Origin of the sequence: Dyella agri (genome assembly GCF_044904705.1) — a bacterium.
Lineage (GTDB): Bacteria > Pseudomonadota > Gammaproteobacteria > Xanthomonadales > Rhodanobacteraceae > Rhodanobacter_A > Rhodanobacter_A agri.
In genome coordinates this window covers 154,732-168,948 of record NZ_JADIKL010000007.1, presented here as the reverse complement: position 1 = coordinate 168,948, position 14,217 = coordinate 154,732, and the positions used below count along the sequence as shown (strand labels likewise).

Here is a 14,217-nt window from a genome sequence, read left to right as displayed (position 1 = left end):
GCGTCCATCACAGCGTCCACTCGTAGAAGTCGTGCACGATGGCGCGCGCGCCGAAGTATTCCTTCTGCGTGACCAGGCCGCCGTTGAGCACCCTGCCCTCATGCTCGGTCGAGATGCCGAAGCTGAAAAAGCCGTGATTCGCGTAGACGCCGCCGATCAGCTCCGCCAGCAGCAGGCTGAGCGCATTCACGTGCCGCCCTTCCTCCGAGGCGGCCAGGTACTGGGTGTGGACGGTGCGGCCGAAGTCGTACACGAGCGCGCCGGCAAGCAGAACCCCATCGCGCCGCGCCTCATGCAGCACGATGTGCTGCGGGAAGCGCGCCTGCAGCAGGCGCAGCTCCGCGAGGCTGTGGGTCGGCCGGGCGTCGTGCTGGCGAAGCACGTCGGTCAGCAGTGTGTGGAAGTCCTCCGGATCGGCGCCGGTCTGCAAGCTGATGCCGGACTTGCGCGCCTTGTTGACCGCACGCCGGCGACCCGGCGTGAAGTGGAATGGCTCGCGCAGCGCAATGACCGAGGACAGGTCGCGGCGCCGCAGCTGCGCGCCCAACCGATGCAAGGCATACAAATCCTCCTCGCACGGATACGCATGGAAGATGCGCGGCACCGCCTTGTAGACCACGCGCTCCACCCCCAGCGCACGGTAGTGCCCGGCGATCTGCCCGAACACGGCCAGCGTCGATTCGGCGCGCAGGTCATGGGTGGCGATCAACCCGGCATAGCTGAGGCCACCGTGGCTGGTCACCACCTTCCCGTGGATGTTCGCCGGGAATACCGCCACCGCCTCGCCTTGGCGCTCGACGATCAACGACTGGTCGACGAAACGATCGGCGTGGTAGTCCATATAGCCACGCCGATGCAGAAAATTGCCGTTGCGGGACCGGTCGACCAGCGCATCCCAGGCGCGCGCGTCGGCCGCGGCATAAGGCCTAACCGAGAACATGCGCGCCACCGTCGAACCGGGTTGCGTCGGCTTCGGCCACGCCGAAACCGTCCACGCCCATGTCGTTGCCGTTGTAGAACATCAGCAGCTTGTCGCGCTGGCGGATCAGCGCGGGATAGCAAAGCGTGCGCGAATCCCAGCCATCGGCGGACAGCGCGATGCCCAGCGCCTTGTCATGGCGCTCCCAGGCAATGCCATCGTCGCTGGTGGCGATACCGGGGAAGTATTCACCGGTGACGTTGCCGCGCGTGAAATACATGACGTAACGGCTGCCGAAGCGGTACACGCGCGGCCGCCCGATGCGGTACTCGCTTCCTTGTGGACGCAGGCAGACCTGGTCCGCACGGGGGATCGCGGCGAGATCGACCGTCTCCGCATGACGGATGTGATAGCGCGGAAACGGCTGCCCGCCGATGCTTTCCCAGTCGTCGCCCACCGCGTACCACAAGCGCCAGCGGCCGTTCTCATACATGACCGAATGCACCGCGGCTATGGTGCTGCGGCCCGGCGCACGATCCAGGATGGGGGTGTCCTGGGTACGCTGGAAGCTGTTGCCGCCATCGCCGGAGATGGCCAGGCCGCTAAAGGCCAGGAACTTGGCCCTGGCCACGCGCTGGAAGCCGACATAGAACAAGTGCAGGCCGCCAGGCGCATCGACAAGATCGCCCAGGATCATGCCGTTGTCGTCGAAACAGCCCGCCCGACCAAGGTCCAGCACCGGCTCGGCGCTTACCCGCACGATCGTCGCGGGATCGTCCGCCCGTACGTCCACGTAACCGATACGGCTGACACCATCGGCATCGCGAAATCCCGCGTAGACGCGGATCAGCCCGTCGTCGATCCGGTACGGCGTCGGCGTGAGCGCCGAATGGCGCATCCAGCCGCCCACACCTTGCCGCGCGGTGTCGAAGATCAGCCCTTTCTTGGTCCATGTGGTCATGCGCCCGTCAAAGCCTCACATCAAGACTCGACCGATTGGGCACCGCATGCGCCGGCGAGCCGACGTAGACCCGCCCCGGCTCGGTATCGCGGGTAACCAGCGCCCCGGCGCCGATCACGTTGTCGGCGGCGACCTTCACGTGGTCGTTGAAGGTGCTGTTCACGCCGATAAAACTGCTCTCGCCGATCTCGCAATAGCCGGAGATGACCGCATGCGAGGCGACGAACACGTGGTCGCGCACGACCGTGCGATGCCCCACATGGTTGCCGCTCCACAGCACGCAGTTGTTGCCGATGCGTACGAACGGCTGCACCACGTTGCCCTCGAAGATGAAACTGTTCTCGCCCACCTCGGCGTTGCGCCATACGAACGCGCGGGAACTGACGTACGTGGCGAGCTGGTAACCGCGATCCTTCGCGTCGCGATAGAGGCGCGTGCGCAAGCGGTTGAGCTGGCTGGCCGGTATGGCGACGAACACGTCGAATTCCGTCGGCGGATAGCTCGTCTCCAGCGTCTCGTACGCCACCACCGGCCGGCCGGCCAGCATCGTCTGCGCGAGATAGTCGCGCTCGACGCTGAAGGCGGCCACGTGACGCCCGTTGTCGTGTTCGAAGTACTCGCAGGCGATCTGCGCGAACTCGCCCGCGCCGACCAGGACTAGAGGCTTTGGCATGCCACCAGGCCCTCCTGGTACACGGGGCTGCGAACCTCGCGCAGGAAAGCGTCGTAATCGGTGATGTAGTCGGCCGGGTCGTACAGGTGATCGGCCAGCACCATCAGCACGCAGTCCTCGCTGAAGTCGTACAGCTCACGCCACACCATGCTGCCGAGGTGCAGGCCATAGGCGGGGTCATCGAGCCGTACCTCCACCGAGCCGGTGCCGTCGTCCAGCAGGAAGGTGACGGAGCCACGCACCGCCACGGCCAGTTGATTGAGGTGGCGATGCGCGTGTCGCCCGCGGTGCACACCGTCGTTGGTGGCATACAGGTAGTACACGCGCCGGATCTCGAAGGGCACGTCCCGATCCTGTTCCAAGGCGATCAGCATGCCGCGATCGTCGCCATGCTTCTGTAACCGGATGCGTTCGATTTCCATATGCCGAACCAGCCCTTGAAGTTCATGGATATGGCCCACGACACCTGAGTGTCGTCTGGTTGGCGAAAGGTTGTGCCGCGAACGGGAAAGGCATGGCCTGGCGAACCTACGGGTCGTCGACGATCTCCGGGACCGCCGGTTGCCCGATGCAACCTTTCGCCGCCCAACCGGCACTCCGTATCACAGGGCTCCCTGAAGCATCACGCGCATGAGCCTCGCTTCGGCATGAAGCATTCGTGGGGACATGCAAGGGATCGGCTGGATGACGACGACGCGCAGAGATATCCAGGGTCTGGAAAGGGAACGGCGGGCCATGCGCCTGAGGCTGTCGCTGGCGGCGCTGCTCGTCATGATCGCCGGCCTCGGCAACGTGCTGCTGTGGTCGTCCGTGGCGCAGGCGCAGCAGCGTGGCGACACGAACACCGACCAGACCACCGCGCACCAGCCGTCCAGCCGTCTTAGCGACAGCGACATCGCGCGCATGCTGCCGGCCACCGACATGGGTGCCGGCGTGGGGATGCACCATGGCGCCCGCCTGGACACGTCCGACGACGGCCCCGCCACGCCGTTCGATGCGGCCCCGATCCCGAGCAATCCGTTGGCGCCAGGCGCGGACGCGATCGGCTCGAAAAGCTGCGCAAGCTGCCATGCACTGGAAAACATGCAGGCCGCGCACAGCCTGCACGTCGCATCGTTCCGCGCCGGCAGCGCCAGCAGCGGACCGCAGGCTGCATGCGAAGCCTGCCACGGTCCAGGCTCGGAGCATGCAAAGCATCCCTCGGCGCCCGGCCTGATCATTGCCTTTACGCACGACGCCAAGACACCGATCGACACCCAGACGCGCACCTGCCTGAGCTGCCACGTCGGCGGCGCACGCCAGCACTGGATCGGCTCGGTGCACCAGGAACGCGGCCTGTCGTGCACCGACTGCCACAACCCGATGACGCGACTGTCAGCCGAGGGCGTACTGGCGAACGATTCCGTCAATCAAGTGTGTTCGACCTGTCACCAGGACATCCGCGCCCAGTTCAACCGCCGCTCGCACATGCCGCTGCCGGAAGGGCAAATCTCCTGCGTCGACTGCCACAACCCGCACGGCACCCTCACCCAGCCGCTGCTGAAAACCGACACCGTCAACGAGACCTGCGAAACCTGCCATGCAGAGAAGCGCGGCCCGTTCCTGTTCGAGCACGCGCCGGTGGCCGAGAACTGCCTCAACTGCCACGCCCCGCACGGCTCGAACCAGGAAAACCTGCTGGCCTTGCCGGTGCCGATGCTGTGCCAGCAATGCCATACGAACACCGATCACCCCAACGACTTGCTGACGCGCCAGAGCCTGCGCAGCGGGCTGGTCCCGGACGAGCGCGTGATGGAACGCGGCTGTCTGAACTGCCATAGCAACATCCACGGCTCCAACGATCCCAACGGCGCCAAGTTCCACCAGTGACCCGCCATCCGGCGAAGGGCGGAGAGCGATGCTCAAGCACAAACCCCTGGCTGCGTTGCTTGGATTGGCATTCGGCATCGCAGGTCCCGCTTCGGCGCTGGCGCAGAGCGACTCCAGCGACAGCCAGCGTGTAGGCAATACCCAGTTCGGCAACAGCTTCGATCCCACCGGCTGGGCGGCATTCGACACGCCGGATCCGACCGGCATGTCCTACCTGCATGCCGGCCAGCTGCGCACGCCGACCGGCGTGCTCTACCCCTGGCCCCGCCAGGTACCCGACGAGGCCAGGCTGGGCAGCGGCGACTGGACCTATTCGTGGCTGGCCGAATTCGGCTACCTCCATGCCAGCGGCGACCGCAACGACGAATTCTTCCGGATGTATTCGGGCTGGCGGAACGGCGCCGCCCTGGGCATGCTCGCCTTCTCCGCACTGAACCACCGGACCGGCCAGTACGTCGACTTCCGCGGCAGCCGGATCAGTAGCCAGGACCAGTACTACCGCCTGCGCAGCGGCCGCTACGGCGACTACCACATCGAGGCGTTCTACCGGGACATCCCGCACACCTTGAGCACGACGGCCTATCCGCTGTGGAATGGCGTGGGTTCCACCGATCTGACCCTGCCCAGCGGCCTCGCCACCGGCAGCACGCCGGCACAGGTGCAGGCCGTGGAAGCGAACCGGCCACGCCGCACCCTGTCGGTAACGCGCCAGAGCACCGGCATCAGCTGGGAGGGTGCGCTGACCCGCGACTGGATCGGCTACGCCGGCGTCACCAGCGAAAACCGCACGGGCGACCGCGACTGGGGCGGCCCGATGTACCTGACCTACTTCTTCGTTGCCCCGGGACCGGGCGGCCCAGGAACGGCGAGCCTGCCGGGCACGTTCGGCGGGCAGTACGAAACCGTGCGCCCGGTCGACTTCACCACGACTGACGTCAACCTTGGCCTGCGCAACAAGGGCGGCGCCTCGGGCTGGCTGGTCAACTTCACCATGACCGGCTCCTTCTTCCGCGACCACAAACGCAGCCTCAACTATGCCGTGCCATTCGCCGTATCGCCGGGTTTCACCTCGGTCATCACCGGAGGCACCTGGTCACTGGAACCGGACAACAACTACTACAACGTAAGGATCGAGGCGTCGCATCCGCTGAAGCTCTGGCACGGCGAGTTGTCTGTCTCGGCGGCCTACAGCAGCATGCGCCAGAACGACACGCTGCAGGCACCGCTCAACCCCATGTATTGCCCGAGCGGACAGTACCTCGGCACGACCGGCATCGCCTGTGCGGATTGGAACACCACCGCCGCACTGTCGCGGCAGGATGGCGATGCGCGCATCGACGCCGGCCTGTTCAACCTGCGCCTGGATTTCCGTCCCACCGCGAAGCTCAGCTGGCACCTCAACCTGCGCCAGCGCGACGAGGACAACATGACGCGCTACTCCATGTACAACCCGTTGACGGGACAGTACGGCTACGTCCCGGAGAACGGCGCGGAGCCGATCGTCACCGGAGGGAGCGAACTGTTCCAGCCCGGCAGCCCGCTTTACCAATCGAACTATGCGCAGATCGCCAGCATCCCCTTCAGCTACAACGACCGCAAAACCGAGCTGGGCGGCAGTTACCGGATAAACCAGGACAACACGCTGGGCGCGAGCTACCTGCTCGACTACCAGACGCCGCGCCCGCGCGAACGCACCTACATCAACGACCAGCACATCAAGCTGAGCTGGGATACCAAGGCCATGGGCAACGCGACCTTGCGCCTGAGCTATGAGTACCAGAAGCGCACGGGAGGGCCTTACAACCCCGATCCGTACCTCGCCGCGTATTCGCCATCCATGCCCGGGTACGTGCAGCTTGCGATCGGCTATACCGCGTTCACCGTCGCCCAGATGTACAAGTACGACATGAGCAACCTCGAGGCGAACAAGCTCAAGGCGATCCTGACCATGCCGCTGGGGACCACGGCAACCCTCAGCGCCACGTTGTACGGCAATCGCAGCCGCTACGGTGCCGATATCGGGCGGCAATCCTTCGATACCACCGGCGCCGACCTGTCCTGGGACTGGGCGCCGGACGCGGCGACCTCGATGAGCGCCTATGCGGGCATCGAGTCGAGCCGGCTCAAGCAAGGCAACGTCAACGACAACGAGGCGCTGACCTTTTCATCGCCGGGGCAGGCCGACCCGCAATTCGGCGGCCCGTTTTTCCCGTATGCCAATTTCTGGACGGCGACGGACAACGAGCGCGATGTCGACGCCGGTGCGCATTTCAAGCACAGCTTCTCGCCGCGGGTCAGGCTGGATCTCGACTACGATTACACCTATTCGCGCGGCGTCGACAGCTACAACTATGCCAGTCTGGCGGCGATCTCCACGGTGTACCGGTCGATCCTGACCGCGGCAGATGTCGGCAACAGCTTTCCGGCCAACGTCTATCGCATGCAGACGCTCACGGCACGCCTGAACCTGGCGCTGACCCGGAAGCTGGGCCTGGCCCTCTATGGGAAATACGAATTCGGCAACTACGCCGACTGGCATTACGCCGGCTTCGACACACCCGCCAACCTGATCGTCGGCAATCGCGTCTTCACCGAGCTCGGGCCGCAACCGCACTGGCATGTCCTGCTGGTGGGCGCCTTTGTGACCGTGAAGCTCTGAGGGGAACGCCGCGATGTCTTCCATGCATCGTTTTCTTCACTTGCTGGCAGCCGCCGCGCTAGGGGCCGCCACGCTCCTGACGGCCGCGGCCGACGGCACGGCGGCGCACAAGCCGGCGGCGTGGGCAGATCTCCGCCGGCAGCCGCCGATTGCCGGCGACATCCGCGCCGGCCAGGCCAAGTCGACCGTCTGCGCGGCCTGTCACGGGCCGCAAGGCCTGGCCATCGCACCGAATTTCCCAAACCTGGCCGGGCAGTCGGCGACCTATCTCTACGTGCAGCTGAAAACCTTCAAGGGCGGCCAGCGCAACGACCCTGTCATGAGCGGCCAGGCTGCCACGCTGGGCGACACGGACATGCGCAATCTGGCTGCTTACTACGCTTCGCTCCCGGCCAAGCCGGCCGGCCAGGCCGAACCGGCCTCCCGCGGCGGACGGCTCTTTCTCGATGGCGATCCGGCCCGCGGCATCCCCCCTTGCCAGGCTTGCCACGGCCCGACCGGGCACGGTCCGCTGGCGTATCCCGGCGATGCGCCACAGCCGCCCTGGGCGACCTTCCCTCGCCTGCACGGCCTGTCCACCATCTACGTGACCAAGGCGCTGAATGATTTCAGGAGCGGTGCACGCGGCGACACCAGCAATGCGCAGATCATGCACGGCGTGGCACAGACACTCGACGATGCGGACATACAAGCGCTGTCGAGCTACATTGCGACGCAATGATCCGACACCTCTGCTCCAGCGCCCCATCGAGGCAGGCATGAGGGACGATGGGTGCCACCTGCAGCGAAGCCGCCGCCCGCGATTCGCACTAGGCTCCACAAGGCCGGGAACCGCCCGGATGGCGTGGCGCGGACCATTCAAGCCATGAATCGATCCGTATTCGGTTTGGCATCGCTGGCATTTGGCAGCTGCTTTTCATGGGGATTGCACGCCCAATCGACGGGTTTCCGCGGTGCCGTGGGGCTCAGTTCGCAACTCGTCGACCGCGGCCAGGCGATCACCGCCAATACGCCGATCCTGCAGGGAGCCGCCTCCTGGACCTCCCCTGGCGGCTGGTCGCTTGGCCTGTCGGCAGGCACCGAGCTGCGCACGCCAGGCCATCTCGCCGAAGCTTCCGCCCAAGCCTCGCGCTTCTGGTCCCTGTCCAGTGCCTGGCAGATGCAAATGGATCTACTGTATTACCGCTACGCCGGTTCGGCCCGCATGCGCAGCTTCGATCGCGCCGAGGCAGGCGTTCACTGGATGTACCGCGATGTACTGACTTTCGGTTTGTCGGCCGTGCGTGTTCTGGGCGCGGAGGATCGCCGGTTGCGGGGGGTCGCCGACCTTGATTTCCACTGGCCGTTGCCAAGGCATTTCTATCTTTCCGTCGGGGCGGGCATTGCCCAAACCCCCGCCGTGCCCTACCACGCCTACGCCGCGTCCTACCGTACCGACGAGTACACAAGCGCCAACGACAACAGCGACAACTACGAGTACGAGTACAAAGCCCCGAATTCCTATCGCTATGGGCATGTGGGCATGATATGGGCCATGGGCGACTGGCATGCGGAGCTCGAGCGTATCGTGACCGACCCTCGTATACGCAGGCAGCGGGGTATCCCCGCCGTCGCGCCGTGGGTTGCGACGGTTTCGTGGTCCTTTTGATCGAGAGGCAACCTTTTCGCGTCCGACGGATACTCATGAGGGCACCGACTGATAGCCCATGAACGAAGCCGATACTGACGCTGATGTCATCGACCGCATGCTGCTCCAGCGCATGGCGACGGGCGACCGCGCCGCATTGGCGACGCTGTACCGCAGTTACCACGGCCGGTTGTGCCGCTTCATGTCCCGTCTCACCCGACGCAGCGATATCATCGAAGAGGTCATCAATGATTGCTTCTGGATCACCTGGCAGAAAGCGGGTGAATTCCGCGGCGACTCGCGCGTTTCCACCTGGATCATGGGCATTGCCTATCGCTGCGGACTCAAGGCGTTGCGGCAACACGGCGACGAGCCTGTCGAATACGAAATGCCGACGGACGAACGCCTCGTCTCCAGCGATCCGGATGAAGACCGCGAATTGCGCGACTGGCTGGGCAAGGGGCTTGAGCACCTGTCGGCGGACCAGCGCGTGGTGATCGAACTGGTCTACGGCGTGGGGCATTCGCTGGACGATGTCGCGGCCATCATGCAGTGCCCCTTGGGCACGGTGAAGGCGCGCCTGTTTTATGCCCGGGTCAAGCTTCGCAACGTGCTGCCCATCCTGGCCGGCCATTCGACCGCCCGCAAAGAGGGGGCGCCATGACGACCGCCATGGACTCCGGAATGGATTGCCCGCACGCCTGGGCATTGATGCCCTGGGTGCTGCAGGACAGTGCCTCGAAGGAACAAGCTGCCCGGCTGGAGAATCACCTGGCTGGCTGTGCGTCGTGCCGCGCCGAGTTTGCGCAGCAGAGCCGGCTGCGGCTCGCGCTGTCGCTGCCGTCGGAGCAGCCGCTGGACGCGGAGGCCGGGTTGCAGCGCCTGCTGGACCGACTCGATGTGTCCGACCCCCAGAAAACCCCCAGGCAGCCACGATCGCGCACCTGGTTGGTGCGGGTGTTGGCCGCCGCCGTGCTGGTCCAGGCGATCGGACTCGGCGTGCTTGGCCTCAAGCTGGTGTCCGTCGGAAACCCGCCGTACCGCACGTTCAGCGAGACACCGCCGCCTGCGCCGCCCGGCGCGATCCGCGTGGTGCCTGATGCGAGCATGACACTGGCTGACTGGGACGCCTTGCTGCACGCACTTCATCTGCAGGTGGTGCGCGGCCCCAACAGCGTCGGCGCCTATACGGTGGCACCGACAGATGCCGCATCGACGGTCGGGCAGATTCTGCCGAAGCTCCGCGCCACCCCTGGCATCCGCCTGGCCGAAGCCATCAGCGCCCCGCCATGAGCGGCCGTACGCTAGTCCTCGCAGTACTCATCATCGCCATGGGTGCATTCGCGCACCGGGCGGTGGCCAGCGACGCGCACCGCGACAGTAGGAACGTACCGGCCACGGCGGCGGCGTCGATGGATGCACAACGCGACATCGTGCTAGCGGTCGACAACTTGTTGGAGCCACCATCGACGCGCTCGGGTTCCAGCCTGCTGGGCTACACCCCACCTGCGCGCTACGGCGCCGGACAGCGTGCCTTATCCGTGATGGACACGCTGAAACAGCGCTATGGCCTGCGTGAGATTGCCGGCTGGCCAATCAAGCCGCTCGGCCTGTACTGCGCCGTGTTTGAACCTCCGCCCGGCATGTCCCGGGACGAGCTGCTCAAGATGCTCGCCGCGGACGCGCGGGTGCGGCTGGCACAGCCGCTGCAGGATTTCGCCGTCTACGCGCAGCAGGACGCGCCGCCGCGCCAATACAACGACCCCTACGTGGATCTCCAGCACGGCTTCGTCGACACCGCCGCAGCCCGTGCCCATACCGTCAGCCAAGGCAGCGGGGTGGACGTCGCGATCATCGACACCGGTGTGGATGTGCACCATCCCGAACTACGGGGGCGCATCCACGACGTGCACAATCTGGTGGACGACGGCGATCGCACCTCCGACACCGATCCTCACGGCACCGAAGTGGCCGGCATCATCGCCGCCAACGGCAACAACCACCAGGGGATCGTCGGCATCGCTCCCGAAGCCACGCTGAGCATCTACAAAGCGTGCTGGTATCCGCCGACACCAGGCGGCGGCGCGCGCTGCAATTCCTTCACCCTGGCCAAGGCGCTGGCGGCGATCGTCGACACCCGGGTACGCATCGTCAATCTGAGCCTTGGCGGCCCGGTCGATCCATTGCTGCGCATGCTGCTGACGCATCTGCTCGAGGAGGGGCGCATCGTGGTAGCCGCCATGCCTCCAGAGGGAGCGCCCGGCGGCTTTCCCGGCAGCGTGCCGGGCGTCATCGTCGTACGGATGGCGGATACGGCGGCAGCCCCACCCGGTGTGTTGAGCGCCCCCGGGGTGGACATCCTCACCACCCAGCCCGGCAACGGCTACGACTTCACTACCGGTTCATCCATGGCCGCCGCCCATGTGAGCGGCATCATCGCCTTGCTGCTGGCACTTGCTCCGAAACTTGATGCGCGCAGCGCCCATGACCTGCTGCTGGACAGCAGTAAAGTCACTGGCGGCGTACTGCAGGTGAATGCCGCCGAAGCAGTGGAGCACTTGCGTGGCGCGCGGCGAAACACACCCTGAGGCCGGCAACCGGCACCACCCCGGGACCACGGGCGACCGTGAAAGCCCGCTGCCCGACGTCGCCGTCCACGCCCATTCGCACCCGGGTGGCGTTCTGGACTGGGTAGGCATGAACGGTATCGAGATGCCGGTACATTTCGATGCCGGCAACGGCGACCTGCAGCGCGCCAGCGCCCGGGTGGGCCTGTTCGTCGACCTGGCGCAGCCGGACCGGCGTGGCATCCACATGTCCCGCCTGTATCTGCTGGCGGACGAATATCTGGCCGTACGGCCGCTGGATGCAGCACTGCTCGAATCCCTGCTGTGCGCCCTTCTCGTCTCGCAGCGCGGCCTGGCCCAGCGCGCACGAACCAGCTTGTGCTTCGACCTGCTCGTGCGTCGTGCGGCGCTGCGCAGTGGCCATGCGGGCTGGCGCGCCTACCCGGTGTCCATCGACGCCCGTCTGGATAGCGACGGCTTCCACCTGGAGTTGGGCACCGAAGTGACGTATTCCTCTACCTGCCCCGCCTCTGCGGCGCTATCGCGCCAGCTGATACAGCAACAGTTCGCGCACGATTTCGACGCAACCCAACCACTGGAGCATGCAGCCGTACTGGCCTGGCTGGGCACCGAGCGTGGCATCGTCGCCACACCGCACGCGCAACGTAGCGTGGCGCGACTTGCAGTGCGCTTCGCCGAAGCTGCGCCACTGAACCTTATCTCCCTGATAGACCGTGTCGAACACGCGCTCGGCACGCCAGTGCAGACGGCTGTGAAGCGCGAAGACGAACAGGCTTTCGCACGCGCCAACGGTGCCAACCCCATGTTCTGCGAAGACGCTGCGCGCCGCATCCAGCGTGTACTGGATGACGATGACACCATCGTGGACTTTCACGTCCGTCTCGAGCATCAGGAAAGCCTGCACCCGCATGACGCCGTGGCGCAGGTAAGCAAGTCGATGTCCGGGAAGGTCCAGCGGGACCGGTGTTCAGCCAGCGAGTTGGCCGGCGGCGCTTGAGTGCGCACACCGATGAAGTTGATCAGTAGAACCCATCGATCATGGTCCGGTGTCGCCCACATTGCGGGTGACGCAAAGGCCGAAAATAGAACTGTCAAGATTACGGAGAGCCGCATCTGCTGCCTAACGCTGGAGTTAAGCGGCGGCGAAGGCGTTCACCTTGAACGAGATGTTAGGCAGCATGACCTGCGCCGGAAAAATGTAGCCAATCAGGCAGTGAGTTCGGCTGGGATATTAGCCTGGTCCCATGCGCGCCGGACGGATGCCGGTGGCTGGTAACCCAGTGCACTGTGTGGTCGTTGCTCGTTGTAAAACTGCCGCCATCGCTCGATGAGCACCTTGGCCTCCGCGCGGCTTCGGAACCACTCGCGGTTGAGCAGCTCGTCGCGCAACTTGCTGTTGAAGCTCTCGACGAAGCCGTTCTGCCATGGACTGCCCGGCGCGATGAAGGCCGGACCGATGGCGGCATCGCGTAGCCAGCGCATGACCGCCGCTGCGGTGAACTCGGCGCCGTTGTCCGAGCGCACGTAGGCCGGCTTGCCGTACAGGCGCATCAACCGTGACAGGACCAGGATGACATCTTGGGCACGCAACCGGGCCGCCACCTCGATGGCCAGGCATTCGCGGGTGTGCTCGTCGATCACGCACAACATCTTCAGGCTGCGCCCATCCACCATCTGATCGTGCACAAAGTCGTAGCTCCATACTTGGTTGGGCGTGACCGCGCCGGGCAATCGGATGTCATGGCCGCTGCGCCGGCGTCGGGGACGGCGACGTGGGATGTTCAAGCCCAGATCGCGCCACCGGCGCCGCACTCGGGACTGGCCCAGTCCCAGCCATACCGCCATGCGGCGGTAGCCGAACCGCGGCATCTGCGTCGACGCCGTCACCAGTTTTCGCCCAAGGCTTGATCCTTGGCCGGTTGCTTCAAGGTGTAGCTGGCGACGCGACGGCTCAGCCCGAGGTAGCCGCAGGCTTTGCGCTGGGAGATACCCCGGCAGGTCAGCGCCTCCAGTGCGGCGCGGCGTCCCGACGGGGATGTCATTTTTTTCGGCTGAACTCCTTCAGCCCGTCGATCACCAAGACCTGCTCAGCCAGCAACCGTTTCAGGCGAGCGTTCTCCGCCTCCAGATCCTTCAGTCGGCGGGCATCGGGCACATCCATGCCGCCATATTTGTTGCGCCAGCGGAAGAACGTCTGCTCGCTGATGTTGTGGTGCTTGCAGAGCACCTTGATCGGCACATCGCCAGCCTCGCTCTCGCGCAGGACCGCGATGATCTGCTCTTCGGTGAATCGCTTCTTCATGAGTTCTCCTTGCCTGATTAGGGTAGAGAACTCACCTTCCAAGTGGCTACACGTTTCGGCTCAGGTCACCGAAGCCGCGGGGTTGCAGCGCCTGGTCGGACAGCAGGCCAAAGCCGTGACCGGGGTTGTCCTTCCGGTGGGCTTCGATCGCCTCGATCAGTGCCGTGTCGTCCCGCCGGTGCGGGACGTAGTGCCGTGCCGAGCGCGACAGGCCCAGTGTGCGGTCGGCACGACAGACACTCAGGCCGTGATCGGTCTGCATCGCCAGACTCAGCTCCAGTCGCCGCGTCTGGCTCAGCCTTTTCGCGACAGGACGTCCTTTAGCTCGTGATGTTCCAGCGCCAGATCGGCATACACGCGCTTGAGCCGGGCCAGCTCGCTCTCGACGTCCTTCAGGTGGTGCAACTGCGACACCTCCATGCCGGCGTACTTGTTCTTCCAGACGTAGTACGTCGGCTCGCTGATGCCGTGCTTGCGGCACGTCTCAGCGACCTTCTCGCCGGCCTCGACCTCCTTGAGGATCCGGACGATCTGTTCCTCGCTGAACTTCGACTTCTTCATGCAGAGCTCCTTCGGTGGGGAACTCTACTTCCGACTGGCTCGAATCAACGAGGACGCT

The 14,217-nt window shown here is 65.3% G+C and carries 14 protein-coding genes and 1 pseudogene; 8 read left to right on the top strand and 7 right to left on the bottom strand.

Going from position 1 to position 14,217, the window contains the following annotated elements; translation table 11 throughout:
- Positions 1–7 precede the first annotated feature (7 nt).
- Genes ISP14_RS13500 through ISP14_RS13485 form a run of 4 tightly spaced genes read right to left on the bottom strand, consistent with a single transcriptional unit; the run spans position 8 to position 2,975 of the window.
- The gene (locus tag ISP14_RS13500; RefSeq protein ID WP_404540820.1) at positions 8–940 is read right to left on the bottom strand and encodes a GNAT family N-acetyltransferase; all 933 of its coding nucleotides are present in this window, start codon (positions 938–940) and stop codon (positions 8–10) included.
- Positions 927–1,880 carry a glycoside hydrolase family protein gene (locus ISP14_RS13495; RefSeq protein ID WP_404540818.1) on the bottom strand — a complete coding sequence of 318 codons (954 nt, stop codon included), beginning with the start codon at positions 1,878–1,880 and terminating at the stop codon, positions 927–929. Before ISP14_RS13495 ends, ISP14_RS13500 begins: the two co-directional genes overlap by 14 nt.
- 7 nt (positions 1,881–1,887) lie before the next feature.
- Positions 1,888–2,553 carry an acetyltransferase gene (locus ISP14_RS13490; RefSeq protein ID WP_404540816.1) on the bottom strand — a complete coding sequence of 222 codons (666 nt, stop codon included), beginning with the start codon at positions 2,551–2,553 and terminating at the stop codon, positions 1,888–1,890.
- Positions 2,538–2,975: a sugar 3,4-ketoisomerase gene (locus tag ISP14_RS13485; RefSeq protein WP_404540814.1), complete on the bottom strand. Its 438-nt coding sequence runs from the start codon at positions 2,973–2,975 to the stop codon at positions 2,538–2,540. Before ISP14_RS13485 ends, ISP14_RS13490 begins: the two co-directional genes overlap by 16 nt.
- A 313-nt stretch (positions 2,976–3,288) precedes the next feature.
- Between ISP14_RS13485 and ISP14_RS13480 the strand changes: the two genes are divergently transcribed.
- From ISP14_RS13480 to folE2, 8 genes are all read left to right on the top strand, one after another.
- Positions 3,289–4,422, top strand: coding sequence for a DmsE family decaheme c-type cytochrome (locus ISP14_RS13480; protein ID WP_404540812.1), 1,134 nt, complete (start codon positions 3,289–3,291; stop codon positions 4,420–4,422).
- A 28-nt stretch (positions 4,423–4,450) separates the two neighbouring features.
- On the top strand, positions 4,451–7,081 hold the full coding sequence (locus ISP14_RS13475; RefSeq protein WP_404540811.1) for an MtrB/PioB family outer membrane beta-barrel protein: 2,631 nt from the start codon (positions 4,451–4,453) through the stop codon (positions 7,079–7,081).
- Between the two features lie 40 nt (positions 7,082–7,121).
- Positions 7,122–7,802: a c-type cytochrome gene (locus ISP14_RS13470; protein ID WP_404540810.1), complete on the top strand. Its 681-nt coding sequence runs from the start codon at positions 7,122–7,124 to the stop codon at positions 7,800–7,802.
- 144 nt (positions 7,803–7,946) lie between these two features.
- Entirely contained in the window at positions 7,947–8,729 is a 783-nt protein-coding gene (locus ISP14_RS13465) for a TorF family putative porin (protein ID WP_404540808.1), read from the top strand.
- Positions 8,730–8,787: 58 nt separating this feature from the next.
- Complete coding sequence (locus ISP14_RS13460; RefSeq protein ID WP_404540807.1) at positions 8,788–9,372, top strand: RNA polymerase sigma factor; 585 nt, start codon at positions 8,788–8,790, stop codon at positions 9,370–9,372.
- Positions 9,369–10,001: an anti-sigma factor family protein gene (locus tag ISP14_RS13455; RefSeq protein WP_404540806.1), complete on the top strand. Its 633-nt coding sequence runs from the start codon at positions 9,369–9,371 to the stop codon at positions 9,999–10,001. The genes ISP14_RS13460 and ISP14_RS13455 overlap by 4 nt, the downstream gene beginning before the upstream one ends.
- Positions 9,998–11,296 (top strand): S8 family serine peptidase, encoded by a 1,299-nt coding sequence (locus ISP14_RS13450; protein WP_404540804.1) that lies wholly within the window; start codon positions 9,998–10,000, stop codon positions 11,294–11,296. The genes ISP14_RS13455 and ISP14_RS13450 overlap by 4 nt, the downstream gene beginning before the upstream one ends.
- Positions 11,297–11,345: 49 nt before the next feature.
- Positions 11,346–12,293 (top strand): GTP cyclohydrolase FolE2, encoded by a 948-nt coding sequence (gene folE2, locus ISP14_RS13445; protein WP_404540907.1) that lies wholly within the window; start codon positions 11,346–11,348, stop codon positions 12,291–12,293.
- Between the two features lie 209 nt (positions 12,294–12,502).
- Here the strand turns inward: folE2 and ISP14_RS13440 are convergent.
- The 3 genes and pseudogenes from ISP14_RS13440 to ISP14_RS13430 all read right to left on the bottom strand — a co-directional run bounded on the left by ISP14_RS13440 (position 12,503) and on the right by ISP14_RS13430 (position 14,159).
- Positions 12,503–13,598, bottom strand: a pseudogene (locus ISP14_RS13440) (IS3 family transposase).
- A 46-nt stretch (positions 13,599–13,644) separates the two neighbouring features.
- Positions 13,645–13,860, bottom strand: a complete 216-nt coding sequence (locus ISP14_RS13435) for a hypothetical protein (RefSeq protein WP_404540802.1) — start codon at positions 13,858–13,860, stop codon at positions 13,645–13,647.
- A gap of 32 nt (positions 13,861–13,892) precedes the next feature.
- Positions 13,893–14,159 (bottom strand): transposase, encoded by a 267-nt coding sequence (locus ISP14_RS13430; RefSeq protein WP_404540800.1) that lies wholly within the window; start codon positions 14,157–14,159, stop codon positions 13,893–13,895.
- Positions 14,160–14,217: the final 58 nt, after the last annotated feature.

Coding starts and splice junctions, on each gene's coding strand:
- ISP14_RS13490 (WP_404540816.1), bottom strand. CDS start 2,553: ATGCCAAAGCCTCTAGTCCTGGTCGGCGCGGGCGAGTTCGCGCAGATC.
- ISP14_RS13480 (WP_404540812.1), top strand. CDS start 3,289: ATGCGCCTGAGGCTGTCGCTGGCGGCGCTGCTCGTCATGATCGCCGGC.
- ISP14_RS13465 (WP_404540808.1), top strand. CDS start 7,947: ATGAATCGATCCGTATTCGGTTTGGCATCGCTGGCATTTGGCAGCTGC.
- ISP14_RS13455 (WP_404540806.1), top strand. CDS start 9,369: ATGACGACCGCCATGGACTCCGGAATGGATTGCCCGCACGCCTGGGCA.
- ISP14_RS13500 (WP_404540820.1), bottom strand. CDS start 940: ATGTTCTCGGTTAGGCCTTATGCCGCGGCCGACGCGCGCGCCTGGGAT.
- ISP14_RS13460 (WP_404540807.1), top strand. CDS start 8,788: ATGAACGAAGCCGATACTGACGCTGATGTCATCGACCGCATGCTGCTC.
- ISP14_RS13450 (WP_404540804.1), top strand. CDS start 9,998: ATGAGCGGCCGTACGCTAGTCCTCGCAGTACTCATCATCGCCATGGGT.
- ISP14_RS13435 (WP_404540802.1), bottom strand. CDS start 13,860: ATGCAGACCGATCACGGCCTGAGTGTCTGTCGTGCCGACCGCACACTG.
- ISP14_RS13495 (WP_404540818.1), bottom strand. CDS start 1,880: ATGACCACATGGACCAAGAAAGGGCTGATCTTCGACACCGCGCGGCAA.
- ISP14_RS13485 (WP_404540814.1), bottom strand. CDS start 2,975: ATGGAAATCGAACGCATCCGGTTACAGAAGCATGGCGACGATCGCGGC.
- ISP14_RS13475 (WP_404540811.1), top strand. CDS start 4,451: ATGCTCAAGCACAAACCCCTGGCTGCGTTGCTTGGATTGGCATTCGGC.
- ISP14_RS13430 (WP_404540800.1), bottom strand. CDS start 14,159: ATGAAGAAGTCGAAGTTCAGCGAGGAACAGATCGTCCGGATCCTCAAG.